The 25,407-nt window shown below is 64.8% G+C and carries 20 protein-coding genes; 12 read left to right on the top strand and 8 right to left on the bottom strand.

The genetic code is table 11. The features are described from left to right. Positions 1-26 precede the first annotated feature (26 nt). Positions 27-1,541 (bottom strand): AlkA N-terminal domain-containing protein, encoded by a 1,515-nt coding sequence (locus E3T39_RS10320; protein WP_255455925.1) that lies wholly within the window; start codon positions 1,539-1,541, stop codon positions 27-29. A gap of 74 nt (positions 1,542-1,615) precedes the next feature. Here E3T39_RS10320 and E3T39_RS10315 point away from each other — a divergent pair, with 74 nt between their 5' ends. The 3 genes from E3T39_RS10315 (at position 1,616) to E3T39_RS10305 (ending at position 4,842) form a co-directional block, all read left to right on the top strand. Beyond that, positions 1,616-3,007 (top strand): FAD-binding oxidoreductase, encoded by a 1,392-nt coding sequence (locus tag E3T39_RS10315; protein WP_134515008.1) that lies wholly within the window; start codon positions 1,616-1,618, stop codon positions 3,005-3,007. 37 nt (positions 3,008-3,044) lie between these two features. Next, positions 3,045-4,256 (top strand): PrsW family intramembrane metalloprotease, encoded by a 1,212-nt coding sequence (locus E3T39_RS10310; protein ID WP_134515006.1) that lies wholly within the window; start codon positions 3,045-3,047, stop codon positions 4,254-4,256. 214 nt (positions 4,257-4,470) lie between these two features. After that, entirely contained in the window at positions 4,471-4,842 is a 372-nt protein-coding gene (locus E3T39_RS10305; protein WP_134515004.1) for an FKBP-type peptidyl-prolyl cis-trans isomerase, read from the top strand. 81 nt (positions 4,843-4,923) lie between these two features. Here E3T39_RS10305 and E3T39_RS10300 read toward each other — a convergent pair whose 3' ends face one another. Continuing rightward, on the bottom strand, positions 4,924-5,367 hold the full coding sequence (locus E3T39_RS10300) for a pyridoxamine 5'-phosphate oxidase family protein (protein ID WP_134515002.1): 444 nt from the start codon (positions 5,365-5,367) through the stop codon (positions 4,924-4,926). Between the two features lie 304 nt (positions 5,368-5,671). On the opposite strand from E3T39_RS10300, the gene E3T39_RS10295 reads away from it, so the two are divergent. Beyond that, positions 5,672-7,339 (top strand): BCCT family transporter, encoded by a 1,668-nt coding sequence (locus E3T39_RS10295; protein ID WP_134515752.1) that lies wholly within the window; start codon positions 5,672-5,674, stop codon positions 7,337-7,339. 20 nt (positions 7,340-7,359) lie between these two features. Here the strand turns inward: E3T39_RS10295 and E3T39_RS10290 are convergent, their stop codons facing one another. Together E3T39_RS10290 and E3T39_RS10285 are read right to left on the bottom strand one after the other, a co-directional pair. Next, complete coding sequence (locus E3T39_RS10290; protein WP_104127290.1) at positions 7,360-7,626, bottom strand: protealysin inhibitor emfourin; 267 nt, start codon at positions 7,624-7,626, stop codon at positions 7,360-7,362. Positions 7,627-7,635: 9 nt separating this feature from the next. After that, positions 7,636-8,781, bottom strand: coding sequence for a M4 family metallopeptidase (locus E3T39_RS10285; protein ID WP_134515000.1), 1,146 nt, complete (start codon positions 8,779-8,781; stop codon positions 7,636-7,638). 69 nt (positions 8,782-8,850) lie between these two features. On the opposite strand from E3T39_RS10285, the gene E3T39_RS10280 reads away from it, so the two are divergent. Genes E3T39_RS10280 through E3T39_RS10270 form a run of 3 tightly spaced genes read left to right on the top strand, consistent with a single transcriptional unit; the run spans position 8,851 to position 13,854 of the window. Next, positions 8,851-9,741: an LLM class flavin-dependent oxidoreductase gene (locus E3T39_RS10280; protein WP_134514998.1), complete on the top strand. Its 891-nt coding sequence runs from the start codon at positions 8,851-8,853 to the stop codon at positions 9,739-9,741. Positions 9,742-9,800: 59 nt separating this feature from the next. Then, on the top strand, positions 9,801-10,922 hold the full coding sequence (locus E3T39_RS10275) for an AI-2E family transporter (RefSeq protein ID WP_134514996.1): 1,122 nt from the start codon (positions 9,801-9,803) through the stop codon (positions 10,920-10,922). Between the two features lie 46 nt (positions 10,923-10,968). Beyond that, positions 10,969-13,854 (top strand): aminotransferase, encoded by a 2,886-nt coding sequence (locus E3T39_RS10270; RefSeq protein WP_174845116.1) that lies wholly within the window; start codon positions 10,969-10,971, stop codon positions 13,852-13,854. Position 13,855: 1 nt separating this feature from the next. Here the strand turns inward: E3T39_RS10270 and E3T39_RS10265 are convergent, their stop codons facing one another. Continuing rightward, entirely contained in the window at positions 13,856-14,188 is a 333-nt protein-coding gene (locus E3T39_RS10265) for a DUF7882 family protein (RefSeq protein ID WP_134514993.1), read from the bottom strand. A gap of 205 nt (positions 14,189-14,393) precedes the next feature. Between E3T39_RS10265 and rpsO the strand changes: the two genes are divergently transcribed. From rpsO to E3T39_RS10240, 5 genes are all read left to right on the top strand, one after another. Further along, a complete protein-coding gene (rpsO, locus tag E3T39_RS10260) occupies positions 14,394-14,663 on the top strand; it encodes a 30S ribosomal protein S15 (RefSeq protein WP_092112143.1) in 270 nt (89 codons plus the stop codon). Positions 14,664-14,849: 186 nt separating this feature from the next. Further along, the gene (locus tag E3T39_RS10255; protein WP_134514991.1) at positions 14,850-16,367 is read left to right on the top strand and encodes an amino acid permease; all 1,518 of its coding nucleotides are present in this window, start codon (positions 14,850-14,852) and stop codon (positions 16,365-16,367) included. 1,652 nt (positions 16,368-18,019) lie between these two features. Next, positions 18,020-20,308, top strand: coding sequence for a polyribonucleotide nucleotidyltransferase (locus tag E3T39_RS10250; RefSeq protein WP_134514989.1), 2,289 nt, complete (start codon positions 18,020-18,022; stop codon positions 20,306-20,308). Positions 20,309-20,477: 169 nt separating this feature from the next. Continuing rightward, entirely contained in the window at positions 20,478-21,332 is an 855-nt protein-coding gene (locus E3T39_RS10245) for an SGNH/GDSL hydrolase family protein (protein ID WP_166784100.1), read from the top strand. 60 nt (positions 21,333-21,392) lie between these two features. After that, positions 21,393-21,749 carry an ArsR/SmtB family transcription factor gene (locus E3T39_RS10240; RefSeq protein ID WP_134514985.1) on the top strand — a complete coding sequence of 119 codons (357 nt, stop codon included), beginning with the start codon at positions 21,393-21,395 and terminating at the stop codon, positions 21,747-21,749. A 15-nt stretch (positions 21,750-21,764) separates the two neighbouring features. On the opposite strand, the gene E3T39_RS10235 is transcribed toward E3T39_RS10240, so the two are convergent. From E3T39_RS10235 to E3T39_RS10225, 3 genes are read right to left on the bottom strand one after another with little or no spacing between them, the layout of a single operon-like run. Further along, positions 21,765-23,294, bottom strand: a complete 1,530-nt coding sequence (locus tag E3T39_RS10235) for a hydrogenase large subunit (protein WP_134514983.1) — start codon at positions 23,292-23,294, stop codon at positions 21,765-21,767. Beyond that, positions 23,294-24,742, bottom strand: a complete 1,449-nt coding sequence (locus E3T39_RS10230) for a proton-conducting transporter transmembrane domain-containing protein (RefSeq protein ID WP_134514981.1) — start codon at positions 24,740-24,742, stop codon at positions 23,294-23,296. The genes E3T39_RS10235 and E3T39_RS10230 overlap by 1 nt, the downstream gene beginning before the upstream one ends. Further along, positions 24,742-25,401: a hypothetical protein gene (locus tag E3T39_RS10225; RefSeq protein WP_134514979.1), complete on the bottom strand. Its 660-nt coding sequence runs from the start codon at positions 25,399-25,401 to the stop codon at positions 24,742-24,744. The genes E3T39_RS10230 and E3T39_RS10225 overlap by 1 nt, the downstream gene beginning before the upstream one ends. Positions 25,402-25,407 lie beyond the last annotated feature (6 nt).

The raw sequence follows: 25,407 nt of genomic DNA, 5'->3' as shown, positions 1-25,407 counted from the left end.
GGTGGCCCTGTGGGGTACTCCAACCCTCAAGCTGTCCGCTTGGAGGATACCGGGCAAGCAGCAGCTCGCCACAGATGCATTCCGGCGTAGCTGCGCCACGGAGCCCAGTCAGCTCCGCGGGCAGCGAGTGCGCGGGGTTCGACCGAAAGCCCAAGGCGGCCGGCACCCTGCCGAAGAGCTAAGTCGCTCGTGAGTAAAATGTCCGGGCTGCCGAGCACCCGCATGGCCACGTACCCGGCCGTCCACGGCCCGATTCCCGGCAGCGCCACCAGGCTCGCCTCCAGCTCGGCCCGCGTCTGCCCGAAAGACGGCGCCAGATCGCCCGATGCCAGCGCCTGCGCCACCCGCAGAATGGTCTCGATGCGCGCGCCCGGCCCCCGCAAGACTGCGCGACCGCCCGCAGCAATCTGCGCCGGGGTGGGAAAGAGCAGCCGCAGCTCGCGGCCCGGCAGGCGGTCGCCGAGCGCGTCGGCCAGCCTGGTCAGCGCGGTGCGGGCTGCGGCGACCGAGATCTGCTGCCCGATCAGGGCCCGAAACAGCGTTTCTTCGGCGTCCATGCTGCCCGGTACGCGGATGCCGGGGGTCTGCGCGACCGAGGCGGCCAGCGCCGGGTCCGCGGCCAGGTGGCGGTCGATGGCCTGGGCATCCGCATCGAGATCAAATAATCGACGGATTCGGCCGACCAGCGGTGCCAGGTCTGTGAGCTGCGCGAGACGAATGCTGCAGGCCAGGGACGGGGCAGCATCCGTCCCCGACAGGGTCACCAGCACCGTCGCCGTGCCGTGCGGCAGTCGCACGGTGCGCTCGTAGCTCGTATCGGTGGCCGTTTCGACGCCGGGCAGCGCCCTGGTGCCGAGAAAGCGCAGCACTCCGATGCCGTCGAACGGCGCCCGCGCCGGCAGCTGCAGAGTGATCCTGGTCTCGGCGAGATCGAGGCTCGGGTGTGGGTGCGCTGGCGGTGTGCGCCGGGCGCTGCGCACCTCCGAGGGGGTGCGCTCGTAGACGGCCGCCACGGTGTCGTTGAACTGCCGCACGCTTCCAAAGCCCGCAGCGAAGGCCACATCGGTGATCGGCAGCTCGGTGTTCAACAGCAGCAGGCGGGCCGTCTGCGCGCGGTGTGCCCGCGCCAGGGCGAGCGGCCCGGCGCCGAGCTCGGCGACGAGCACACGGGACAGGTGGCGCGGGGTGTAGCCGAGTCTGGCGGCCAGCCCCTGCACGCCGTCGCGTTCGACGACGCCGTCACCGATCAGGCGCATGGCCCGGGCGGCGAGGTCGTCACGCATGTTCCAGGCGGGAGAGCCTGGCACAGCATCGGGCAGGCAGCGTTTGCACGCACGCAGCCCGGCCTCGTGCGCGGCTGCGGCGGTAAGATAGAACGAGACGTTGCCTGGCCGGGGGGTTGTAGCCGGACAGCTCGGACGGCAGTAAATGCCGGTGGTGTGCACGCCGGTGATGAACTGCCCGTCGAAGCGGGTGTCCCGCGAGCACATGATGCGATAGCGCTCGGCGAAATCCGGGTCGGTGGATTGCGAAGTGGTCACCCCTTCAGCCTGTCACGGCTCGCAACGAGCCGGTAGCGGAAATCAGACCTGGAGCGGCTCGATAGGCTGGGTCGATGAACGCACTGCTGCGCCTCCAGTCCGAGCTCGGCGCAATCGTCACCGTCGACCCCCTCGACCTTGCGGCCAACCGCACTGACAAATCCGGCTGGGTAGCAGGCGGCACGCCGCTGGCCATCGTGCGCGCTACGACGGTAGATCACGTTCAAGCGACGCTGCGCATTGCCACCGAATTTCGGGTACCGGTGGTCACGCGTGGCGCGGGAACCGGCCTGTCGGGCGGAGCCTGCGGCACCGACGGATCCATCGTGCTGAGCGTGGCTGGACTGTCCCGCATTATCGAAATCAACCCCGACGACGAACTCGCCGTCGTCGAAGCCGGAGTGATCAACCAACACCTCAATGACGCGCTCGTCGACCACAACCTGTGGTTTGCGCCCGATCCGGCAAGCAAAGCCATCTCGACGATCGGCGGCAATATTGCCACTAACGCTGGCGGTCTGCTCTGTGCCAAGTACGGTGTCACCCGTGAGGCCGTCCTCGGTCTGAGCGTCGTTCTCGCCGACGGCAGCCTGCTGCGCACCGGCCATCGCACGGTCAAGGGGGTCACCGGGTACGACCTCACCGCCCTGCTGACCGGGTCAGAGGGCACGCTCGGCGTCATTGTCGAGGCCACGGTGCGGGTCCGCGCACTGACCCCCGGTACGGTCGCCACGATTGGTGCGGTTTTTGACACGGTCACGGCAGCGGCCCGAGCCAGCGCTGCCATCACGGCCGCCCGCATCCGTCCCGCCGTCATGGAACTGATCGACCCGATCGCCCTTGGCCATGTTGCGACCTACCTCGGCCCTGAGGGGTCGGCCGGGCTGCCCCTTCGCGGCGGCGCGTTCCTGCTCGTGCAGACCGACGGTCCGGCCGCCCTCGCCGAGGCCGAGGCCGCCCTCATCGTGCTGCGTGCGGCGGGCGGTGAAGCCACCCTCTCGACGGATGCCGCCTCCGGCGACCGTCTGCTGGCCATCCGCCGGGCCATGCACCCGGCCCTCGAGCAGCTGGGCCAGGTGCTCATCGAAGACGTGTCGGTGCCGCGCTCGCGCATGGCCGAGATGTTCGCAGCGATCGCCGAGATCAGTGCGCGAACCGGAATTCCCATTCCCACCGTCGCCCACGCCGGCGACGGCAACCTGCATCCCAACTTCGTGATCGCCCGCCGGCGCGGTGAGGCAGCGGATGCGCCGGTACCAGACAACATCTGGGCGGCGGCGGACGAAATGTTCCGGGCAGCCCTTGCTCTCGGTGGCACCCTCACCGGCGAGCACGGCGTCGGCGTGCTCAAGCGCCGCTGGTTGCGGGATGAGATCGGCGACACCAGCCTCGACCTGCAACGCCAACTCAAGGCGGTGTTCGATCCGCTGGGCATCCTGAACCCGGGCATCATGTTCGCTGCCTGAGACAAACGCTCCCGGTACCGGCCGGTATTCTCGAGGAATGAGTCTCGACCAGCCGTCAGGCCAGCCGCCGCATCAGCAGTTGCCCGTGCAGGCGAGCCCCACCGCAGTGGAACCGGTCTGGAGCGGCCAGGTGCGCCCCTCCCGCACCGGCCCGATCATGCTCGGTATTGTCGGAATCGTGCTCGCCGGGCTGGCCTTGCTCGCCGTGTTTGTCTACCTGGCGACTTTTCTCGGCACGGGGGCATTGCTGGTCGGGCTGCTCCTGGCCCTGTTGCCGCTCGCGGTCGTACTGCTGTCGGTGCGCTGGATCGATCGCTGGGATCCGGAGCCGCGCCCGGCGCTCATCTTCGCATTGCTCTGGGGTGCCGGGATCTCCATCGTCAGCGCCCTCATCGTCGACCTCGGGGTACAGATCACGATTGCGGCCAGCTCGGGCGCGCTGGCCGGAAGCGATTTCGCGTCCGCTGTCGTCCAGGCCCCCATCGTCGAAGAAGTCGCCAAGGGCTTCGGCGTGCTGGTGCTGTTCTGGGCGGTACGCCGGCACTTCCACGGCCCACTCGACGGCGTCGTCTACGCCGCAACGATCGCGGCCGGATTCGCGTTCTCCGAGAACATTCAGTATTTCGGCCTGGCCATGACCGAGGGCAACGCCCAGACCCTCGGCATCACCTTTCTCCTGCGCGGGGTCTTCTCACCGTTCGCGCACGTGACCTTCACGATCTGCACCGGACTCGCCCTCGGCCTGGCCGCCCGGCGCAGCGTTACCAGGAGCGGCGCGGTCGCCTTCTTCCTGCTCGGCCTCGTGCCGGCGATCGGACTGCACGCGCTGTGGAACGGCGCCACTTTTCTGCTGGCCGGGGACGCGTCCGTTCTCTTTTACTACGTCGTCGTGCAGGTGCCGCTGTTCATCGTCGCGATTCTCGTAGTCGTGTTCCTGCGCCGCCAGGAGGCCCGAATGACCCTGCGGCGGCTGCACGAATACTCCATGGCCGGCTGGTTCACCGCGGCCGAGGTCTCCATGCTCGGTACCGATTCCGGACGCCGGCAGGCCCTGGCCTGGGGCGCGCGTCAACCGCGTTCGAAGCAGCTCGCCATGCGACTTTTCATAGCGGATGCAACGCGCCTCGCCTTCGTGCGCGATCAGCTCGTGCGCGGCCAGAGGTCCCCGGCAGTGAACGACCGTGAGGCGGAACTGCTAAACCGGCTGATGCGCCATCGGGCCGATGTGCTCGGGCAGGCGCTGCCGTGATCGGCGCCAGCGGCACAGCACGAGCGCCGGGGCTGCGCGACCGGGCAGCGGCAACAGAAACTCGCCGCCTCGGTGGTGTGGCAGTGCCGACGACTCTCCCGATGCGACGAGTTGGTGTGTACCTAGAGTGCACCCACTCGCGGCCGGACGCAAGCATTATTTTCTGAGGCACGCTCGGCGTGCATTCCGGCACGGAATCCGGTTTGATGGGACTATGACTGATTTGAATTCCAAGCCCGAAATTGACTTTCCAGAGGGCGCTGCGCCCGAACAGCTCGAGATCACCGATGTCGTCGTCGGCGACGGCGACGAGGCGACCGCAGGAGCGACCGTCGACGTGCACTACCTCGGCGTCGAGTTCGATTCCGGTGACGAGTTCGACTCGTCCTGGAACCGCGGCCAGTCGATTAACTTTCCGCTGCGCTCACTCATCGCGGGCTGGCAGGAAGGCATCCCCGGCATGAAGGTCGGCGGCCGTCGTAAGCTCGTTGTGCCCCCGCACCTCGCCTACGGACCGGCCGGCTCTGGCCACCGACTCTCCGGCCAGACCCTGATTTTCGTGATCGACCTGCTCGGCGTGAGCTAACCCCGGCGCAGAAATACACTGAACGGGATACGGCTGCAGCTGTATCCCGTTTTGTCTGCACGCGGACCTGATCAGCGACGATTAGATCAGGGTCGCCGTTGGTTCCGGGCCGAGTGTGAACCGCCGCCCGGTGATCGACTCCGGCACGATCTCAACGAAGACCGGCTTGACCGTGGGAATCAACGGATGCAACGGCAACTCTGCGGCGTCATCGATCTCACGCTGGGTATCGAGTGCCCGGGCCGTTCCATGCACGACGACACTCCACGCGTCATCGCGACCCACGCCATCCGTTTCAAAAGCGACCCGGTTGTTGACCGTGAGTTCGATCAGTTTGGTGCCCGATGCGGTGCGGAACAGCAGGCGCCGGTCGGCGGCCACAAAATTGACCGGAAAAATGTCGGGTAGGCCTCCGACGGCCACGGCCAGGCGGCCCAGACTGGCCGACAGCAAGGCGTTCCAGCATTCCTCTTCGCTGAGATTCTGCACTGCCGATGCAGCCTCGTTCACATCGTTGAAAGTCATGGTCCATCGTCACACGCCCCGAGCCTCAGGACGAGCCTGGGCGGCGTGTTTCGTACCGCAACGGGCAATTTGACGCCGAAAAATATTTTGTCCCCCATACGGGGTTCTATACCTGTAAACTGGAGTTTTGCCCGGCGGGGCAGGCACCTAGCGGTGCACAGGCGGTTTGACCTGAAGGGTCTTGTCGCGCGTCGCAATCTATTTCAGAGAGGGTTCCACCGTGAGTGCACTACCCGAAGTACCGGCGAAAACGCCGAGCAGCAGTCCTCCCAAAACCCGTCGCTTCGCTGTTGCAGCACCTCGGGTGTTCTATCCGGCGCTCGGCATCATTCTCGCCGTCGTCGTGATCGCCATCGCCTTTCCGGTTCGCACCGGCAGCGTGCTCGCCCTGCTCCAGGGCTGGGTCGTCGCCGGCCTCGGCCCGTACTACGTCATCATCGTGGCGACCTTCGTCGTGTTCGCCATCTGGATGGGCCTCAGCCGCTTCGGCGACATCAAGCTCGGCAAGGACGACGACGAACCCGAGTTCGGCATCATGAGCTGGTTCGCGATGCTCTTCGCCGCCGGCATGGGAATCGGCCTCGTCTTCTGGGGTGCTTCCGAGCCGCTGACCTTCTTCACCAACCCGAAGCCGGGCGTCGAGGGCGACAGTGCCGAGCTCGCCTCCGCGGCCATGTCGCAGACCTTCCTGCACTGGGGATTCCACGCCTGGGCGATTTACGCCGTCGTCGGTCTCTCGTTGGCCTACTCGATCCACCGTAAGGGCCGCCCGGTCTCCATCCGCTGGGCGCTCGAGCCGCTGCTCGGCACCCGCCGGGTGAAGGGACGACTCGGCGACGTGATCGACGTGATCGCCATCGTCGGAACCCTGTTCGGTGTCGCGACCTCGCTCGGCCTCGGTGTGCAGCAGATCGCCGCAGGCCTGAGCTATCTCGGAGTCGTCGGCGACGTCACCAACACGCTGCTGGTGATCCTCATCGTTGTCATCACCATCATCGCGACGGCCTCGGTCGTCAGCGGTGTCGGCAAGGGCATCAAGTGGCTCTCCAACATCAACCTCAGCATGGCCGGGCTGCTGCTCGTCGCCGTGCTGCTGCTTGGCCCGACGATGTACCTGCTGCGCGTTCTCGTGCAGTCCCTCGGCGGTTACTTCCAGGATGTCGTCGGTCTCACCTTCGCAACCAGCGCATACACCGGTCAGGGCGGTCTCGACTGGCAGGGCGGCTGGACCGTCTTCTACTGGGGCTGGTGGATTTCCTGGGCCCCGTTCGTGGGCGTGTTCATCGCACGTATCTCGCGTGGCCGCACTGTTCGACAGTTCATCGCCGGAGTGCTCCTCGTTCCCACGTTCGTGACCTTCATCTGGTTCGCCGTGATGGGCGGCAGCGCCATCCGTCAGGCCTGGGAAGGCGACGGCGGCGGTCTTTTCGACCCCGAAGTCGGCATCGTGCCCGAGAACGTGCTGTTCAACCTGCTGGGTACCCTGCCCTTCGGTGTGATCCTCTCGGTGATCGCGGTCATCGTCATCGCGATCTTCTTCATCACTTCCGCGGACTCCGGATCGCTCGTGATCGACATGCTCGCCTCCGGGGGAGACACCAACCCTCCCAAGTGGAGCCGCATCATGTGGGCCGGGCTCGGCGGGCTCGTCGCCATTGCCCTGCTGCTGGCCGGCGGACTGGCCGCCCTACAGACGGGGGCCATTTTGACCGCCATTCCGGTGAGCGTCGTCATGGTCGGTATGTGTATCGCCACCTACCGGGCCTTCCGCATCGAACACGAGGTTCTGGTGGCTGCCGAGCGGCGCCAGCGGCGTGAAGAGATGGCTCGTCGCATCGGCAAGAGTGTCACGGCGCACCTCGAGGAGAACTTCGACGACCACTTCGGTGAGCAGGTCGACGGGCACATCGAAGCGGCCCTGACCGACGATCCGGACCGTCGGCCACGCTGGGGCCGTCGTCAAAAGAACTAACGTCTAAATGGGTCGGGCCGCTACATGCCGTTGGCGGCCCTGACCCGATTGACCAAATCACGCCACGGACCGTTCACCTGGGGTTCGGCGAGTACCACCTCATGCGGGGCACACCGAATGCGGTAGGCGAACCTATCTGGCGTGGCCTCGCTGTCGGTGACGTCATCCCAAGGCAAAGAATTTAAGAACTCCGTCCAGGTGCTTGGGTCGGGCTGTTCTTCGACCCGAACTTCCCAGGTGAGGCGGATCCCCGCCATCCCGCCGCTGCGCGAGACGATGACTTTCATACCGTGATGTTACTCCGGTGGCAGCGGTGCAACTGGCGGTGTTGGCGGTGCTGGCCGGGCGGGGGGAACAGGGGCGGAACTCGCCGCCACCACGCCCACCGTCGCCCATGCTTGTAGCACCGCGTTGTGGGCGGCGCCTCCGATGCCGTACAGTCGCGCCGCGGTGTCGGCCGTCGCCGCGGCGAAAGCAGCAAAGTCACTCTGACGGTTTAGCCCGGTGCCGATGAGTGTGTCGTACCAAATGTGGCCAGGGGTCTCCCAGGCGTTGCCGCCGAGAGTGTCGGCAACCAGGTAGAACGCGCGGTTGGGAATGCCGGAATTGAGGTGCACTCCGCCGTTGTCGTCGTCGGTTTCGATGTAGCCCGCCATATCGCCGGGCTGCGGATCTTTGCCGAGCACATCGTCGTTGAATGCGGTGCCAGGCGCTTTCATCGAGCGCAGGGCAACGCCCTCGACCTGGACCGTGAACAGGCCCTCGCCGATCAGCCAACTGGCTTCTGCCGTCGATTGATTCTTGGTGTGCTGCTCGACCAGGGCACCGAACACGTCGGAGATGGACTCGTTGAGGGCCCCCGGCTGGCCCTGGTACTGAAGATTGGCCGTAAATTGGGTGACCCCGTGCGTGAGCTCGTGACCGATCACACTGGGCGAAATTGTGAAGCGGTTGAAGATTTGCCCGTCACCATCACCGAACACCATGCGTTCGCCGTCCCAGAAGGCGTTGTCGTATTGTTTGCCGTAGTGCACGGTCGCGTCCATGGGAAGTCCATTTCCGTCGATGCTGTCCCGCCCGAACTGCGTCCAGAAGAGCGTCTGCGTGGCGCCGAGACCGTCGTAGGCCTCATTTACGGCCGGGTCGACGCCGGCAGGATGGCCCTCGGCGCGCACTTGCCGACCGGGCAGTCGTTCCTGACCATCGGCATCCGAAATTGTGCGGTCTGAGTCTCCGGGAGTACGCGCCGGCAGGGTGCGAGCCCCGGAATAAGCAAACGGATGCACCCCGCCGCGCAATTGCCGAATCTGCGAGTCCCGCAGCAATGACGCCCGTGCGGCGGCGGCGGCCTGCGCGAATCGGGGTTCGTCAAGTTTCGCCAGCCTGACCAACAGGTAGGGCGGAACGATCGTGCACCTGGTGTGGAGCTCGGGAGTGTCCATGTGCAGAGTCTGGCACCGGCCGCCGACATTGCAACTCCACGTTCTGACGGGACTGAATAGACTCGGCGCATGCGCTTTGGAATCGTCATCCTTCCCCAGGACCCGTGGTCGGTTGCGTGCAGAAAATGGCTCGGAGCCGAGCAGTACGGTTTCGACCACGCCTTCACCTACGACCACCTGTCCTGGCGCTCGCTCGCCGATGAACCGTGGAACGCGACCATCCCCACCTTGACCGCTGCTGCGGCCGTGACCGAACGCATCATGCTCGGAACTTTTGTCTCGTCGCCGAACTTTCGGCATCCGGTTCCGTTCGCCAAGGATGTCGCGACGGTCGACGATGTGTCGGCCGGGCGGTTTCTACTGGGTATCGGATCGGGCGGCACCGGTTTTGACGCGAGCGTTCTCGGCCAGCCGGAGTACACGCCCCGGCAGCGGCACTCCCGGTTCGCCGAATTCGTCACCGACCTTGACGTGCTGCTGCGCGGCGAAGAACCCGGAACCACCGACGGCATCAGCTTCGCTGGCGAGTGGTACACCGCCAACAACGCGCGCATGGTGACCTACCCTGCCAGCGGCTCGGCGCGCCAGCGAGTTCCGTTCCTGATCGCCGCCAACGGGCCGAAGGGCCTCGGGCTGGTGAGCCGTTTCGGGCAGGGTTGGGTGACTACCGGGCAGGACGGTGCGGCGGGGGAGAGTTGGTGGTCCAGCGTGCGCGATCTCACCCACCGGCTCGACGACGTTGTCAGCGGTGGCGGCCGCGACCCCGCCACGATCGACCGTTATCTCTCGCTCGACAGCGGTGGCACATATTCCCTGCAGAGCATGAATGCGTTTGAGGATTCCGTCGGCCGGGCCGCCGAGCTCGGCTTCACCGACGTGATCAGCCATTGGCCGCGCGAGAGTGGAATCTACGCCGGCGACGAGTCGATCCTCGACACGGTCGCGGCCGCCCTCAAGTGAATCGGCCAAAGAGGCCGGTCGATCGAGGTTTCTGCGCAGCGGATGTCTAGGCTGGGTGCATGCGCGCACAAGACGACCCCACGCCCCTGGTTCCTCGCACCCCGCTGAACGACCGACTCGGCTGGCTCGGGTTGCGTAGCGGACAGATTCTGCTCGTCATCCTCCTCTCCGCCGTGGTCATCTTCGGGTTGGTGCAGCTCAAGCTCGTCGTTATTCCCGTGCTGATCGCCATCATCCTCGCCGCGGCACTGAGCCCGGTCATCAACGGCCTGCGCCGGCGCGGCGTCGCTGCGATTCTGGCCACCTGGATCACCCTGCTCGGTGGCATTGCGTTTTTCGGCGGCATTATCACCCTCATCGTCTTTGCGGTGCGGGACCAGTGGGACGAGCTATTCTCCTCGGCCTCCCAGGGCATAGATCGTCTGCAACAGTTTCTCATCGAGGGGCCGATCCAGGTTGACGAGGAGCAGATCGACGACGCGCGCACCGCGGTGGTCGACTTCCTCACCAGCAGCCAGTTCGGCACCGGAGCGCTCGCCGGAGCGTCGGTGGTGTTCGAGCTGGTCACCGGGGCCGTGCTGCTCGTGGTCATTCTGTTCTTCTTTCTCAAGGACGGCGACCAGATCTGGAACTTTTTCCTGACGCCGTTCAAGGGCGAGCGCCTCGCCCGCGGGCGCCGCATCGGCCACACCTCACTGCGAGTGCTCGGCGGTTACGTACGCGGCACGGCGATCGTCGCCGCCGTCGACGCCACCGCGATCGGCGTCGGCCTGGCCGTTCTGCAGGTGCCGCTTGCCCTGCCGCTGGCGGTGATCGTGTTCCTCGGAGCGTTCATCCCGCTGATCGGCGCGACCGCGGCCGGTGTGCTCGCAGCCCTGGTGGCCCTCGTCGCGAGTGGCCCGGGCGTCGCGCTCATCGTCATCATCATCGTGATCGCGGTCAACCAGCTCGAGGGCAATTTTCTGCAGCCGGTTGTCATGGCTCAGTCGCTCAAGCTGCATCCGCTCGTCATTCTGGTGGGCTTGACCGCCGGAACCATCCTGGGCGGCATTGTCGGTGCCGTATTGTCGGTGCCGATCGCGGCCGTCGCGTGGGCCATCGCCAAGGCCTGGCACACCGCGGATGTTCCGCGCCCGGTTGCCGCGGTGAACCAGTCGAAGCGTCGCGTTCGCAAGCGCTGAACCGATCTGCTCGTGCCGCCGCTGCCACTTGCGTGACTGGAGAACCATGACCGAGCAGAGTCCATTTCACCTGCCGCGCCCGCAGCTGACCCTTGAACAGGCGATCGAGTTTGCCAGCATCCGGTTCGGCGTCACCGGTACCGGCATCGAGCTCGGCAGTAACCAGGACCGCAACTTTCGTATTGAAACGGCTGCCGGCTCGGTCGTGCTGAAGGTCTCCAATCCGGCCGTCGCCACTGTGGAGCTGGAGGCCCAGAACGCGGCCCTGGCGCACCTGCGCAACCTGGGCCTCGACCTGCCGGCTGCGATCGCCGGAAAGGACGGTGCGCAGATACAGCGCGTCACGATCGACGCGCAGAGCCTCGACCTGCGCCTGCTGACCTACGTCGAGGGAGTTCCGCTGACCGACTCCCTGCGCCTGTCGGTCGGGCAGCTTCGCGAGCTCGGCAACGTGGCCGGTCGCATCGTTCTTGGCCTCGTCGATTTCGAGCACCCGGGAACCGACCGCTTTCTGCAGTGGGACCTGCGACGCGGCGGCGACGTCATCGACGCGCTCCTGCCGTACCTCGACGACGAGGCGCGCCGGGAGCGGCTGCGCATCGTCACCGACGCCGCCCGGCAGCACGTCGACCGGGTCGCGTCAAACCTGAGGGTGCAGACGATCCACGGTGACCTGACCGACGACAACGTGGTGAGTCGTGCTGACTCGGTCGAGACGATCTCTGGAGTGATCGACTTCGGCGATGTAGCCCAGGGCTGGCTCATCGCCGAGCTCGCTGCGACCTGCGCCTGCGTGCTGTACCGCAGCCCCCGGCATCCGCTCGCCATCCTCGACACGATCGAGGCCTTCGCCGCGCAGGTGCCGCTCACCGACGCCGAACTCACCGCCCTCTGGCCGCTGATCGTACTGCGCACGGCGGTGCTCGTAGTGAGCGGCGAAAAACAAGTGCACCTTGACGGTGACAACGACTACGCCGACGCCAATCGTGCCCGCGAGTGGCTCGCCTTCGACACGGCGGCAGACCAGGACGCCGCCGAACTCGAAGCCCTGATCCGCTTCGCCGTGACCGGCGAGAAGACGCCCATCATTTCCACCGAGCACCCTCTGGCTGGCCCGCTCGACCCAGCAGCCCTCCTCGATTTGTCGGTCACGAGCGCCGCGTTCGACGCCGGCAGCTGGCTCAAACCCGGAATTGACGAGCAGGTAGCAGCGGATATCGCCGCTCGCCTCGGCCACGCCGTCACCCGCTACGGTGAGTATCGCTTGTCGCAGACACGAATCGACACCGCCGAAGAATCGCTCACCCTGGCCCTCGGCGTGGAGCTGTACCTGCCCACCGGGACTGTGGTCACGGCGCCGACGGACGGTACCGTCGCGGTGATCGATACCGCCACGGTGCGGCTCGAGGGCGACCACTTCGACCTGTGGCTGACCGGGATTGACCTGGCTGTCGTCGACGGCCAGTTCTTGCGGGCCGGAACCGCCCTCGGCACGGCCACTGCCCGTCTGACCGTACAGACCAGCCGACTGCGCGGCATTCGCCCGCCGTTTTTCATGGCGCCCTCTGGTGCGGCGCTCTGGCAGAGGGTCTGCCCTGACCCCTCCGCCCTGTTTGGGCTCAACACTGCCAGCCCACCCGCCGATCCGGCCGCCGTGCTGCAGCGCCGTGATGCGTCGTTCGCCCGTGTGCAGGAGCACTATTACGCGGCCCCGCCGCAGATCGAACGAGGCTGGAAACACCACTTGATCGATATCTACGGGCAGAGCTACGTTGATATGGTCAACAACGTCACCACAGTCGGGCACGGACACCCGCGCATTGCCGAGGCCGCCCGCAGCCAGTGGGCGCTGCTGAACACCAACTCCCGTTTTCACTACGAAGAGCTCGTGCGGTTCACCGAACGCCTCGTCGAACTCGCGCCCGACCCGCTCGACACGGTCTTTCTGGTCAATAGCGGCACCGAGGCCGTCGACCTCGCCCTGCGCCTTGCTTTCCGCTACACCGGCCATGACACCGTCCTGTCCGTGCGAGAGTCCTATCACGGCTGGTCGATGGCAGCGGATGCCGTCTCCTCCTCGGTCGCCGACAACCCACGGGCGCTCGACACCCGGCCGGACTGGGTGCGCCTGGTCGAGGCTCCGAACGCCGTGCGCGGCAAATACCGGGGCATGCATTCTGCGCCGCGATACCTCAATGATCTCGATGGTGACCTGCAAGCTCTCCAGGACGACGAGCGTACGGTCGCTGCTTTTATCGCCGAACCGGTGTTCGGCAATGCCGGCGGCGTGCTGCTGCCTGACGGTTACCTGACCGGAGTCTACGAAAGGGTGCGCGCCCGCGGTGGGCTCTGCATCGCCGACGAGGTGCAGGTGAGCTACGCGCGCCTCGGCCGACACTTCTGGGGTACGGAGCAGCAGAACGTGGTTCCCGACATCATCACCATTGCCAAGGCGATGGGCAATGGGCATCCGCTTGGCGCGGTGATCACCCGCCGTGACGTGGCCGAACGATTTGCCGACGATGGACCGTTCTTCTCCTCTGCCGGTGGCAGCCCGCTCAGCTGTCGCATCGGCCTGACGGTGCTCGACATTATGCGTGACGAGGACCTGCAAGGCAATGCCGAGGTCGTCGGGCGACACCTCAAGCAGGGGCTGGAACGGCTCGGCGAACGGTTCGACCTGATCGGTGCGGTCTACGGTATGGGGCTCTATCTCGGCGTCGAGCTGGTCAGCGACCGGGCGAAGTTCACGCGGGCAACCGCGGCGACGGCCCGACTCTGTGACGAACTCCTACTGCGCGGCATCATCGTGCAGCCTACCGGCGACTACAAAAACGTGCTCAAGATCAAGCCGCCGCTCTGCCTCAGCGTAGCCAGCGCCGACCATTTTTTGCACGCCCTCGGCGAGGTGCTCGGCGAGCTCACTCTTTGATCTAGCGACGCGTTTTCGCGGGGGTGAGCGCCGTTGGCTCGGGTTCGACAATGAAGACCAGGCCGCCGGCACTGTTGGCCGAAAGCATGAGCGCTTCGATCCACTCACGATTGATCGACGGCATTCGGCTGCCGAAATATCGAAAGTACAGTGTGCTCGTCGGGTCGAGCCAGATGGCACTGCGACCGCTGCCCTCACCGACAGAATCGGTCCAGGTGAAGACGAAACTTTCGCGTCGACGTAGCTTGGTGCTGATGACGATCTGCAGGTGCATGAGGGCACGATCGTCGAAGGTGATCACGATGCCCGGATTGCCGTAAAGCAATGAACCCATAGGTGCACCTCCTCGATTATTCCACCACTTTAGCGGTATCCGGGGCGCGGGTAGAGCGGCTCGTTCCCGCCAATTCCCGCGGGGTGACCGCGCCGGCCGCCCACTCTGCTAAAGTAAGTAGGTTGCCGTTTAACGGCCGCGGATAAAGAGAGCTCAGGCAATTGGCCAAGGGCACCGCGCAGTGAGAGAAAGGGGATCCCACTTTATGGCACTCGAACCAGATGCTAAGAAGGCGATCATCGAAAAGTACGCTACCCACCCAGGCGACACCGGGTCCCCGGAAGTTCAGATTGCAATGCTCACGCAGCGCATTCTCGACCTCACGGAGCACCTGAAAGAGCACAAGCACGACCACCACTCACGTCGTGGCCTGCTTCTCATGGTTGGTCAGCGTCGCCGTCTGCTCGGTTACCTGTCGGACATCGACATCACTCGATACCGCACACTGATCGGCAGCCTCGGCCTGCGTCGCTAATTAGCGTGCAGCTTAACTGCGCGTAGCGAAGGCAGCGTTGATAACGCGAACTTCTTCAAAACGGGCCGTCACCTCCTAGGTGGCGGCCCGTTTTGCGTACCGGGTCATCTTTGGGCAGGCAGCGAATGGGCGAGAACGGGGTTGCTAACATGAGGGGTTGGCAATAATGAACGGATACCACCACGCATGAGTCTCTGGCGCACCAAGAGTATTGAAGATTCAATAGCAGACTCGCTCGAAAAGGGCCACAGCCTTAAACGCACCCTCGGCACCTGGGACCTCATGATCATGGGTGTTGCCGTAGCCGTCGGCGCGGGAATCTTTTCGGTCGGCGCCAAGGCCGCTGGCAGCTACGCCGGCCCTTCCGTCACGCTGGCCTTCTTACTGGCCGCATTCACCTGCGCCCTCGCCATCATGTGTTATGCCGAGTTCGCTTCGGCGGTGCCGGTCGCTGGCTCCGCGTACACCTTCACGTATGCCACGCTCGGAGAGTTGCTCGCGTGGATCATCGGCTGGGATCTCATCCTCGAAATGCTCACCGCCGCCGCCGTTATCGCTAAGTATTGGGGCATCTACCTCAGCACCGTGTTCGACCTGGCCGGCTGGAACGTTCCTTCCACCATTCCCGTGCTCGGCCTCGACGTGAGCTGGGGGGCCTTCGTTATCGTGGCCATTTTCACCGCGCTCCTCGTGCTCGGCACCCAGCTGTCCGCGCGAGTGGCGAGCGTCTTCACCATCATCAAAGTCGCCATCGTCGTCTTCGTTATCATTGTCGGCGCCTTCTTCATCAACCCGAAAAACTACACCCCATTCATCCCCGCCGAAGTTCCCACGACGGGCGGCGACGGCGATGTCTGGATGCAGTCGCTGTTCTCCTTCATGACCGGTGCGGCTCCCGCCCAGTACGGCCTGTTTGGCCTGCTGGCCGGTGCTTCTCTGGTGTTCTTCGCGTTCATCGGCTTCGACGTCGTCGCCACGAGCGCCGAAGAGGTGAAAAACCCGCAAAAAACCCTGCCGCGTGGCATCTTTGCCGGGCTCGCGATCGTCACCGTGCTTTACCTCGGCGTGAGCCTGGTGCTCACCGGCATGGTGCCGTACACGGTGCTGGCCGATGACCCCAACGCCTCCCTCGCGACCGCATTTGTTGCCGTCGGCGCCGGGTGGGCGGCGCAGGTTATCTCGATCGGAATTCTGGTCGGCCTCACGACCGTGATCATGGTGTTGTTGCTTGGCCTTTCCCGGGTCTTGTTCGCCATGAGCCGCGACGGCCTCCTGCCGCGGTGGCTGAGTGTCACGAGTGAGAAGCGCCGCACTCCGGCCCGGATCCAGATCATTTCTGGTGCTGCCGTTGCGCTGATCGCGGGCCTGACCGATGTCGGGGTGCTCGAAGAAATGATTAACATTGGCACGCTGTCGGCCTTCGTGTTGGTCAGTATCGCCGTCGTCGTGCTCCGTAAGAAGCGTCCCGATCTGCCGCGCGCCTTCAAAGTGCCGTTTTCACCGGTGCTCCCAATACTCTCGGCCGGCCTCTGCATCTGGCTGATGCTGAACCTCACGACCCTCACCTGGGTGCGGTTCGCGGTCTGGCTGGCCGTCGGCTTCATCGTCTATTTTGCCTACGGACGCCGCCACTCCGTGCTCGGCATCAAACAGCGTGCTGCTGCCCTCGAGGAGAGCGCGAAAGCGCCGGTCGCTCAGCGGTAATACCGGTGGCAGGGGCGCATCGGACAGTGGCCGCTGCGTTGGGCCAGCTTCGGTCGTGCCAAAGGACAATTCGTTCTGCACCATGAGGGCGAGTTGGCGCAGCAACACTCTGTCGACGGTCTTCTCGCACCGTGCCGCTGGATCGAAGACGCACAGGGCTCCTATTCTCTCGCCGGCAGAGGATTCGATGGGAAAGCCGGCGTAGAAACGAACGTATGGTGCGCCCTGCACGTACGACCTGTGGCGAAATCGCTCGTCGTTCCAGGTGTCACCCACCACGACGGCGCCGTGTCCGCGAACGGTCACCGCCGACAATCCGTCTTGCCACGGAATTCCATTCGGTATGGGGCCGACACTCGATCTGACCCACAGGCGGTCAGCATCCTGCACGGCGAACATCGCGGACTGGGTTCCGAAGGACTGTTGGGTCAGGGACAAAATGTGATCCAACCGGTCCTCCCTCCTGGCGTCGACCAGACGAAGGTCTTCGATGACCCGCTGGCGGTCGGTACGGCGGGGTTCAGCGAAAATTGGATCCGCCGTTTCGATTGGGCATTGGGCCAGGTCAAGCTGTGCACTCATACGTTTGGCGAGGAAATTCCCCCACGCCTGATAGTCCGACGAATTGCGGTTTCGACCGCGCACCATGAACGGGACATCCGCCATTGGGACAAAGGTCGCGCGGGTCGCGCCGCGGCAAACGTCTCCTGTCAGGGAATTCAAAGCTCGGGCGTGAACGTTGGCAACCATGCCCAGAGGGCTGTCCAGGCTGGGAATGGTACGGAGCGAGGGGATCCCCAGCACAAAGATCGACGTCGTGTCGGGGGTTTCCCGTTCGAGCACGTTCACGATGCGCGATATCTCGGCCTGCCACGTTGTCTCTGAGATGAAATTGAGGGCATCGTCGGCGCCGAGAATGACCACGATCGCGTTGAACCGCCGTAGGTCGACGTCGTTGAGTTGGTCAAGTGCGGCACTGATGAACCCCATTGGTGTGGCCACGAGATTGACGTCCGCACCTCGTCCGGTCTGGGCCGATAGTGCGCGCGCCAGCGAGCCGGGAAGAGCAAGGTCGTGACTACTGACACCCCAACCGGAGGCAACACCGTTGCTAAAAATAAGAACCCGATCACTGTTTAGCCCGGGTGCGTGCCCACGGGGGGCATCTGCTGGGCGAGGGACGGTTGAATGACCCTGCCTGATCAGACGCGACCAAACGCGCATAACGGGAGCGCCGGCTAGCCGACCAAGTCCGTGAACCATGCTGCTCTCACTTCGATTAGTACACAGTCTGCCCGGAGTACCTTCTCTGGGGGGCAACGTCATGGCACCAGTTCGGGGTGGAAATTGCTGAACCGTCCAGCCAGGGCAGCCGCGTTCCGTGCTTCCGTGCGGCGACGGACGGTTTCTAAGGGTCTGTTAGAATTGAAGAGGTCAGTCTCGGGATTGGCCAGTTATCTGGAGCAACCCGGTCAAACGTTGGTTGTCGGTGGTGATTTTCCAACACGGCCTGCGCGTGGTGGTGAGTTTCTTCTGACGGCCAGCGAAAACGCCGTCTGACACTGCTCCCTGTCCCACTCGCCTGCCATATGGGCATGCGAGCCTTCGTCGCCAGAATGGCGAGAAGCAAACTTAAAGGAGAAAACCCCCACATGGAGGGTCCAGAAATCACGTTCGCCGAAACCGTTATCGATAACGGCAAGTACGGCAAGCGCACCATCCGTTTCGAAACCGGGCGTCTCGCCCAGCAGGCACAGGGATCTGCCGCCGCATACATTGACGAAGAGACGATGCTGCTCTCCGCCACGAGCGTCAGCAAGCAGCCGAAGGACAACTTCGACTTCTTTCCGCTGACCATTGACGTCGAAGAGCGCATGTATGCTGCCGGCCGCATTCCGGGCAGCTTCTTCCGTCGCGAAGGTCGTCCCTCGACCGATGCGATCCTCACCTGCCGCCTGATCGACCGGCCACTGCGTCCGTCGTTCGTCGACGGACTCCGCAACGAGATCCAGGTAGTCATCACCGTCCTGGCGATCGAGCCCGATGAACTCTACGACGTGCTCGCCATCAACGCGGCCTCAATGTCGACCCAGCTCGCCGGCCTTCCGTTCTCCGGACCGATCGGTGGCGTTCGCGTCGCTCTCATCCCCGACGAGAACGGTGGCGGCCAGTGGGTTGCCTTCCCGAAGCACTCGCAGTTGGACGACGCCGTGTTCAGCATGGTCGTCGCCGGCCGCGTTGTCACGGATGCCGCCGGCGCCCAGGACGTCGCGATCATGATGATCGAAGCCGAAGCCACCGACGCCGCCTGGAACCTGATCAAGGGTGGCGCCATCGCGCCGAACGAAGCCGTCGTTGCCCAGGGCATTGAGGCTTCCAAGCCGTTCATCAAGCAGCTCGTCTTTGCGCAGCAGCAGGTAGCCGACGCTGCCGCCAAGCCGACCGCCGACTTCGCCCTGTTCCCGCCATACCAGCCGGCCACCTACGACGCTGTCGCCGCGCTGTCCTATGACCAGCTCAAGACGGTCTACACGATCGCCGACAAGGTCGAACGTCAGAACGCCGACGACGCGCTCAAGGCATCCGTCAAGACCGCCATCGCGGCCAAGGTCGAAGCCGGTGAGCTCGACGCGAGCGCCAACAACCAGGTCAACGCGGCATACAAGTCGGTCACCAAGCTCGTCGTGCGCTCACGCGTTCTCGACGAGGGCATCCGTATCGACGGTCGCGGGCTGGCCGACATTCGTCCGCTCGACGCCGAGGTCGCGGTCATCCCGCGCGTGCACGGCTCGGCCATCTTCCAGCGCGGCGAAACCCAGATCCTGGGGGTCACCACCCTGAACATGCTCAAGCTCGAGCAGTCGATCGACTCGCTGAACCCGGTCACCAAAAAGCGCTACATGCACAACTACAACTTCCCGCCCTACTCGACCGGTGAAACTGGCCGGGTCGGAACGCCGAAGCGCCGCGAGATCGGCCACGGAGCGCTCGCTGAGCGCGCCCTGGTTCCCGTGCTGCCGACGCGTGAGGAGTTCCCGTACGCAATCCGTCAGGTCTCCGAGGCGCTCAGCTCCAACGGATCTACCTCGATGGGTTCCGTCTGCGCGTCCACCCTGTCGCTGCTGAACGCCGGAGTGCCGCTGCGCGCCCCGGTCGCCGGCATCGCCATGGGCCTGATCAGCGACACCGTTGACGGCCAGACCCGCTACGCCGCCCTCACCGACATCCTCGGCGCCGAAGACGCTCTCGGCGACATGGACTTCAAGGTGGCCGGCACGAGCGAATTCATCACCGCGATCCAGCTCGACACCAAGCTCGACGGCATCCCCGCCTCGGTTTTGGCTGGCGCGCTGACACAGGCGAAGGATGCCCGCACCACGATCCTCTCCGTGCTCAACGCCGCGATCGACGCTCCAGACGAGATGGCGCCCACAGCGCCCCGCGTCATCAGCGTGCAGATTCCCGTCGACAAGATCGGCGAGCTGATCGGCCCGAAGGGCAAGACGATCAACTCGATCCAGGACACCACCGGTGCCGATATCTCGATCGAGGAAGACGGTACCGTGTATATCGGCGCCGTTGACGGACCGTCGGCCGAGGCAGCTCGCGCCCAGGTCAACGCCATCGCGAACCCGACCAACCCCGAGGTTGGCGAACAGTTCCTCGGAACCGTCGTCAAGATCGCCGCGTTCGGTGCCTTCGTCTCGCTGCTCCCTGGCAAGGATGGTTTGCTGCACATCTCCGAGGTGCGTAAACTTGCTGGTGGCAAGCGCGTTGAGAACGTCGAGGACGTACTCGGCGTCGGCCAGAAGGTTCTCGTGGAAATCACGAAGATCGATGACCGTGGCAAGCTGTCACTCGCCCCGGTTCTCGAGGAGGCAGCTGACACCGAAGGCCGCGCCGCGGCTTCCGACAGCGCAGACGCTTCGATCGAGGTCTAGTACTAGACGGACAACTTGCCCCAATAGATCTCCCGATCACCTCTCGCCAGGTCGGTCGGGTAGACGGAAGGCCCGCACTGCTTGCAGTGCGGGCCTTTTCGCGTCCGGAGCCCGAATTACAGCGTGTGCGCGCCTTGTCGTGCCCGATGTCCGGGGCTACGTTCGCGGCATGACAAATAAACGGATAGTTTCAGGATTCCTGCCACGCATCGGCGCGGTCGCTCTGGTCGCTTCTGCCCTGCTGGCGGGGGCAGTGAGCGCTCCGGCACTCGCACAGACGGACACGGCTCGCTCAGCCCCGGCTGCCGCATCCGCTGCCGGATACGTCGCCCTCGGTGACTCGTTCACCTCCGGCCAGGGTGCCCCGCCATACGTTCTCGACGGTACCGCGTGCCTGCGCTCCAAACGGGCCAGTTACCCGATTTTCACGTCTCTGGTCAGCCCCTTTAAGCTCAAGTCGAACAATGCGTGTTCCGGCGCTAGCACGGCGGAAATCCCCCTTCAGCTTGCCGGGGTCAGCCCGAGTACTGCCCTGGTCACGTTGACCGTCGGCGGAATTGACGCTGGCTCCAACATCGTCCTGGCGGCCTGTGCGCCGAACCCGGCCAGCGATGGCTGCCGCGGCGCCATCCACAACAGCGTTGCTCAGTTGAGCATGTTGGCCCCCAAGCTCGTCGGGACCTATGGGCTCGTGGCGGCGACGTTGCCGCAGGCGAAGATAGCGGTGTTGAGTTATCCGCGGCAGTTCAAGCCGGGATTCTCCCCGCTGGGCGACGTGCTCAATGGCGCCACCGACGCGCTGAACCTCGTTATCAAGGGCTCGGTCGAGGCGATGGGCACCCCACGTATCCGCTTTGTTGATGCGTCGCAGGAATTCGCCGGCCACGGCATCGGGTCACGCTTACCGTTCTTCGCGTTTGATGCGCTGAATCCGTTTGCGCTGGCCAATTTTCACCCGAACGCGCTAGGGAACAGTCTCGGCTACGCGCGTGCCCTCCTCAACGATGGGCTGCTGCGCCGGTAAGCGCGACGCGTCACACGCTATCTAGTTGAAAGAATCATAAGGTAGCGATATACTAAACCGGTGCTCTCCTCTGGTCTATCCGTCGCCCAATTGAAGTCTGACTTGTTCAAGTCCCTCGGACATCCGTTGCGCGTGCAGGTTCTGGAACAGCTCGTTTCCGGTGAACGCTCGGTCGGCAGTTTAGCCGAGGCGCTCGGTTGCGAGCTGTCCAATCTGTCCCAGCAGCTCGGCGTTCTGCGTCGCGCCGGTGTGGTGGTGACGCGCCGGGAGGGCAACTCCATCTTCTATGCCCTGCGAGATGCGAGCTCGATTGAGCTGCTGGCCGCAGCCAAGCGCATGGTGCTGGCCAACCTGACCGACTCGCACGCTCTGCTCCGCCACCTCGAAACGGAAGAGTCCTCGACGACAGCTGGCTAGGCGCTGTCAGCCTGTCTACAGATCGTTTCCGGCGTAGGAGAGGTTGAAACTCTTGTTTGCGAGCGGAAAGTCGGGAACGATCGTCTCCGACAGGGCGTGCGGCACGGCGGGCCAGTTCAGAAACGACGGGTCGACGATTTTAACCCGGCTGAGTCTGCCGTCGGCGGCGAGTTCGACGCGGTGTGTCGTCGTACCCCGCCAGGCCTCCACGAGGGCCAGGCCGGTGCCGGTCGAGGCTGGGTTCACGCTGAACGCCGTCCCGGTATGACCCCGCAGACGTAGCAGCAGGTCGAGCACGACGGCGGTCGACACCTCGAGTTCGCGTGCGCGCACGGTATACCGGGCGAGAACGTCGCCGCCCTCTTCGGTGACAACATGAAAACCCTCACCGAGGTTGACGAACGGATGCTCGGAGCGCGCATCGGAAGCAATACCGGATGCGCGGGCGACGTAGCCGAGTGTTCCAATCGTGGTCGCCTGGGCTTTGGGCAACCGGGCTGTTCCGGTGAAGCGACCGCGCACGATGGCGTGGCCCAGCGTGATGCCGACCAGTTCGGCCATGGCTGCGCTCACGCTGGTGAGCTCGGCTGCGTCGGGGAGCGTGGTCACGCGCGTGCCGCCGACGCTGAGGGCACCGCGCAGCAGACGATGCCCGGTGACCGACTTGTTGATGCGCATCAGCCGCTCACGCAGGCCCTGCGCGTGCGCGTCGATGATGCCGAAGCCGACGTCATTGGCGAGCGAGCCGAGATCGGTCACGTGGTTGTAGAGGCGTTCGAGCTCGAGCAGCAGGGCACGCAGTAGCCGGTCTGGTTCGGAGACCTCAATTCCGCCTGCCTGCTCGACCGCCATGACAAAGGCGAGGGAGTGGCCGACGGCGGTGTCACCGCTGATCTGTTCGGCCAAAAGCACGCCCTCGGCAGCGGTCTTGCCCTCGAAGACCTTCTCGACACCGCGGTGCAGGTACCACTGGCGGGCTTCCATTCGCACGATGGTCTCACCGACCACCGAGAACCGAAAGTGACCGGGCTCGATGATGCCGGCGTGGATCGGGCCGACCGCGATCTCGTAGACACCGGGGCCTTCCACCGGCACGAACGGAAATGACTCAACGTCAGGCTCGAACTCGGGCACGACGGCGCTAGCGCGCAGCATCGGGTACCAGCCGCGTGGCCAGTGACCGTGGCGCACGAGACGATGGGGCTGCGGGTGATTGCGGGGAACGACACCGTACAGGTCCCGAATTTCGCGCTCGAAGTTGCCTGCTGACAGGGATATTTCGGCGAGGCTGGGAATCCAGGCGTCGTTCCGCGGCACTCTGACCGAGAGGTCTGCGCGCAGTGACGGGGTGGCTCCGACGAAGGAGTAAACGATGCGAAAGTCGTCGTCGTCCTCGTGGCAGGCGACCAGGGCCAGGCGGCTACCGGCATCCAGCAGTGCGCCGGCGGCGCTCGGTAGTTGGGAGCGGTCCAGGGCTCGCAGTTCGGTTCCATCAGCAGCCAGGTTATCGGCGGCCAGGTCTTGCGGCGTTCGTTCATCACGCATCAGTTGGTACCTCCCAGAACGGCTGTGGCCTGCAGCAGAAGAGTGCCGACCGGTTCGGCGACGAACGCGACCGTCGCCGTCGTCGCCAGGGCCAAAAAGATCGGCAGGCGCGGGCCATGGGCCGAGTAGTCGGGAGTGAACGCAAGGCCAACGGGGGGAGCGCCGAGTGTCATCTGAACGGTCAAACGGGTAAACGCGGCGAAGATCACGAGCAGCAGCACGAGGGCCGCTCCGACGACGCCGCCGAGGCCCACCGACCAGCCGGCCATGATAATGCCGACCTCGGAGAAGAAGATGCTGAACGGCGGAAAACCGACGATGGCTGCCATCGCGATGAGCCACGGCACGGCGAGGCCGGGCCGTCGCACCAGCAGGGCGCGCACGTCCGAGATCACCGGGGTGCCCTCGACCTTGAGGATGCGCCCGGAGATCACGAACAGGGTTGCCTTGATCAGGCCGTGGCCCAGAACGTACAACAGCACCGAGGGGAGCGCGGCCGGGCCGATTGCAACCCCGATGGCCATGAGGCCCATGTGTTCGATGCTGGAATAGGCAAGCATCCGCTTGTAGTCGCGTTGGCGAATGAGCAGCGACGCGGCCACGAGCAGGGAGAGCAGGCCGCCGACGCTGAGCATGATGCGCAGAAACTCCGGGCCGATCACGAGGTTGGTGATCGACTGGATGCGCAGGATGGCGTAAAGAGCGACCGAGAGCAGCACGCCCGACATGAGGCCGGAGACCGGCGCGGGTGCCTGGCTGTGGGCGTCCGGCAGCCAGCTGTGCATTGGAGCTAGGCCGGCCTTGGTCGCGAAACCGAGCACCGCGAGGGCGCCGCCGGCGGTGATGAGCGCCGGGTCGAGGCCGAGGTCTGACTGACTGAGCAGTAGCCAGGACAGCGTGGGGGTGTCGGTGCTGACGGACGCGGCGTAGATAAAGCCGATGCCCAGCAGCGCGATGGCCACGCCGACCGATCCGAGGATGACGTACTTCCACGCCGCCTCGAGGGAGCGACCGGTGCGGTGGTGACCCACGAGGAAAGCGGTGGCGATGGTGGTGGCCTCGACAGCGGCCCACATCAGACCGATGCTGTCGGCGAGAACGGCGAGGGACATCGCAGCCAGGAACAGGGCGATGAGGGCCTCGTAGCTCGCGGCATCTTTTGTGCGGCTCGATGCGGCGCTGCTGAGCCCGCCCCAGGTTGAAATGAGGCCGACCGCTCCAACGACGCTGATCATGTAGGCCGAGAGGGCATCGGCGCGCAGCATGCCGCCACCGCTTTCGGGCACGGCACCGTTTAGCACGGCACTAACCAGCAGCAGGCCGGAGATCAAGACAGCGCTCGACGCAGCGACGCCGACGAAACGGCGGAGCGCCGAGGTGCCCAGTAGCAGGCTGAGCCCGGCGAGGGCGAGCGGGCCGACTAACGGAATCCACAATATTAACGACATCAATCGTGCAACTCCCTGAGCTGATCGACGGCCGTGCCGCCGAACTTGGTGCGCATGCGGCCCGCGAATACATGCAGAATAAGCACCACCAGCAAAACATCGAGGGAGAACGCGAATTCAAGCAGAATCGGCACCCCTCCGCTGGTAAGAAACGTAATGGTGGCGATGCCGTTGTCGAGCACCAGAAAACCGATGAGCTGCGATCGGGCACGGCGCCGGCTGATGAGCAGCAGAAACCCGATGAGCACCATGGCGAGGCCGATCGGGGCGGCATGACCGGTGCTGCTGTCGCCGAGACCGAAGACACGACTGACGACGATATAGCTGAGGATGGTTAACACGGTGACCGTCAGGAGCGCAGCGGTCGGGTTGAGCCGGGGCGATTCCTGAATTTGCTTGATGGATGCCTTGGATTGGTGGGCGAGGACCCAGGGAAGGCCGATGCCCTTGACCGAGAGAATGAGCAGCGACACGATTACCAGTTCAGACTCGCCCTCGGCGATCCCAATGACCGCCACGAGAGCGGCGAGGGCTATGCCTTGCAGCGCGAGTAGTCGAATCGATGCGAGCAGGGAGTGTCGCCAGACCATGAGCGCGCTCGTGAGTAGAAGGGCGCCGGCGCACAGACCGATGAGTTGGGGGTAGATGTTCTCAAACACGGATGC

Origin of the sequence: Cryobacterium suzukii (genome assembly GCF_004403185.1) — a bacterium.
Classification (GTDB): Bacteria; Actinomycetota; Actinomycetes; order Actinomycetales; family Microbacteriaceae; genus Cryobacterium; species Cryobacterium suzukii.
Note: the sequence above shows the minus strand (reverse complement) of the source record. Positions and strands in the feature narration are given on the sequence as shown.

What these genes read in the sequence shown, in the direction of transcription:
- E3T39_RS10265 (WP_134514993.1), bottom strand. Translation starts at nt 14,188, where the DNA reads ATGGGTTCATTGCTTTACGGCAATCCGGGCATCGTGATCACCTTCGAC.
- E3T39_RS10275 (WP_134514996.1), top strand. Translation starts at nt 9,801, where the DNA reads ATGCGCGCACAAGACGACCCCACGCCCCTGGTTCCTCGCACCCCGCTG.
- E3T39_RS10300 (WP_134515002.1), bottom strand. Translation starts at nt 5,367, where the DNA reads ATGACTTTCAACGATGTGAACGAGGCTGCATCGGCAGTGCAGAATCTC.
- E3T39_RS10230 (WP_134514981.1), bottom strand. Translation starts at nt 24,742, where the DNA reads ATGTCGTTAATATTGTGGATTCCGTTAGTCGGCCCGCTCGCCCTCGCC.
- E3T39_RS10270 (WP_174845116.1), top strand. Translation starts at nt 10,969, where the DNA reads ATGACCGAGCAGAGTCCATTTCACCTGCCGCGCCCGCAGCTGACCCTT.
- E3T39_RS10280 (WP_134514998.1), top strand. Translation starts at nt 8,851, where the DNA reads ATGCGCTTTGGAATCGTCATCCTTCCCCAGGACCCGTGGTCGGTTGCG.
- E3T39_RS10285 (WP_134515000.1), bottom strand. Translation starts at nt 8,781, where the DNA reads ATGGACACTCCCGAGCTCCACACCAGGTGCACGATCGTTCCGCCCTAC.
- E3T39_RS10250 (WP_134514989.1), top strand. Translation starts at nt 18,020, where the DNA reads ATGGAGGGTCCAGAAATCACGTTCGCCGAAACCGTTATCGATAACGGC.
- E3T39_RS10305 (WP_134515004.1), top strand. Translation starts at nt 4,471, where the DNA reads ATGACTGATTTGAATTCCAAGCCCGAAATTGACTTTCCAGAGGGCGCT.
- E3T39_RS10255 (WP_134514991.1), top strand. Translation starts at nt 14,850, where the DNA reads ATGAGTCTCTGGCGCACCAAGAGTATTGAAGATTCAATAGCAGACTCG.
- E3T39_RS10310 (WP_134515006.1), top strand. Translation starts at nt 3,045, where the DNA reads ATGAGTCTCGACCAGCCGTCAGGCCAGCCGCCGCATCAGCAGTTGCCC.
- E3T39_RS10315 (WP_134515008.1), top strand. Translation starts at nt 1,616, where the DNA reads ATGAACGCACTGCTGCGCCTCCAGTCCGAGCTCGGCGCAATCGTCACC.
- E3T39_RS10290 (WP_104127290.1), bottom strand. Translation starts at nt 7,626, where the DNA reads ATGAAAGTCATCGTCTCGCGCAGCGGCGGGATGGCGGGGATCCGCCTC.
- E3T39_RS10245 (WP_166784100.1), top strand. Translation starts at nt 20,478, where the DNA reads ATGACAAATAAACGGATAGTTTCAGGATTCCTGCCACGCATCGGCGCG.
- E3T39_RS10235 (WP_134514983.1), bottom strand. Translation starts at nt 23,294, where the DNA reads ATGCGTGATGAACGAACGCCGCAAGACCTGGCCGCCGATAACCTGGCT.
- rpsO (WP_092112143.1), top strand. Translation starts at nt 14,394, where the DNA reads ATGGCACTCGAACCAGATGCTAAGAAGGCGATCATCGAAAAGTACGCT.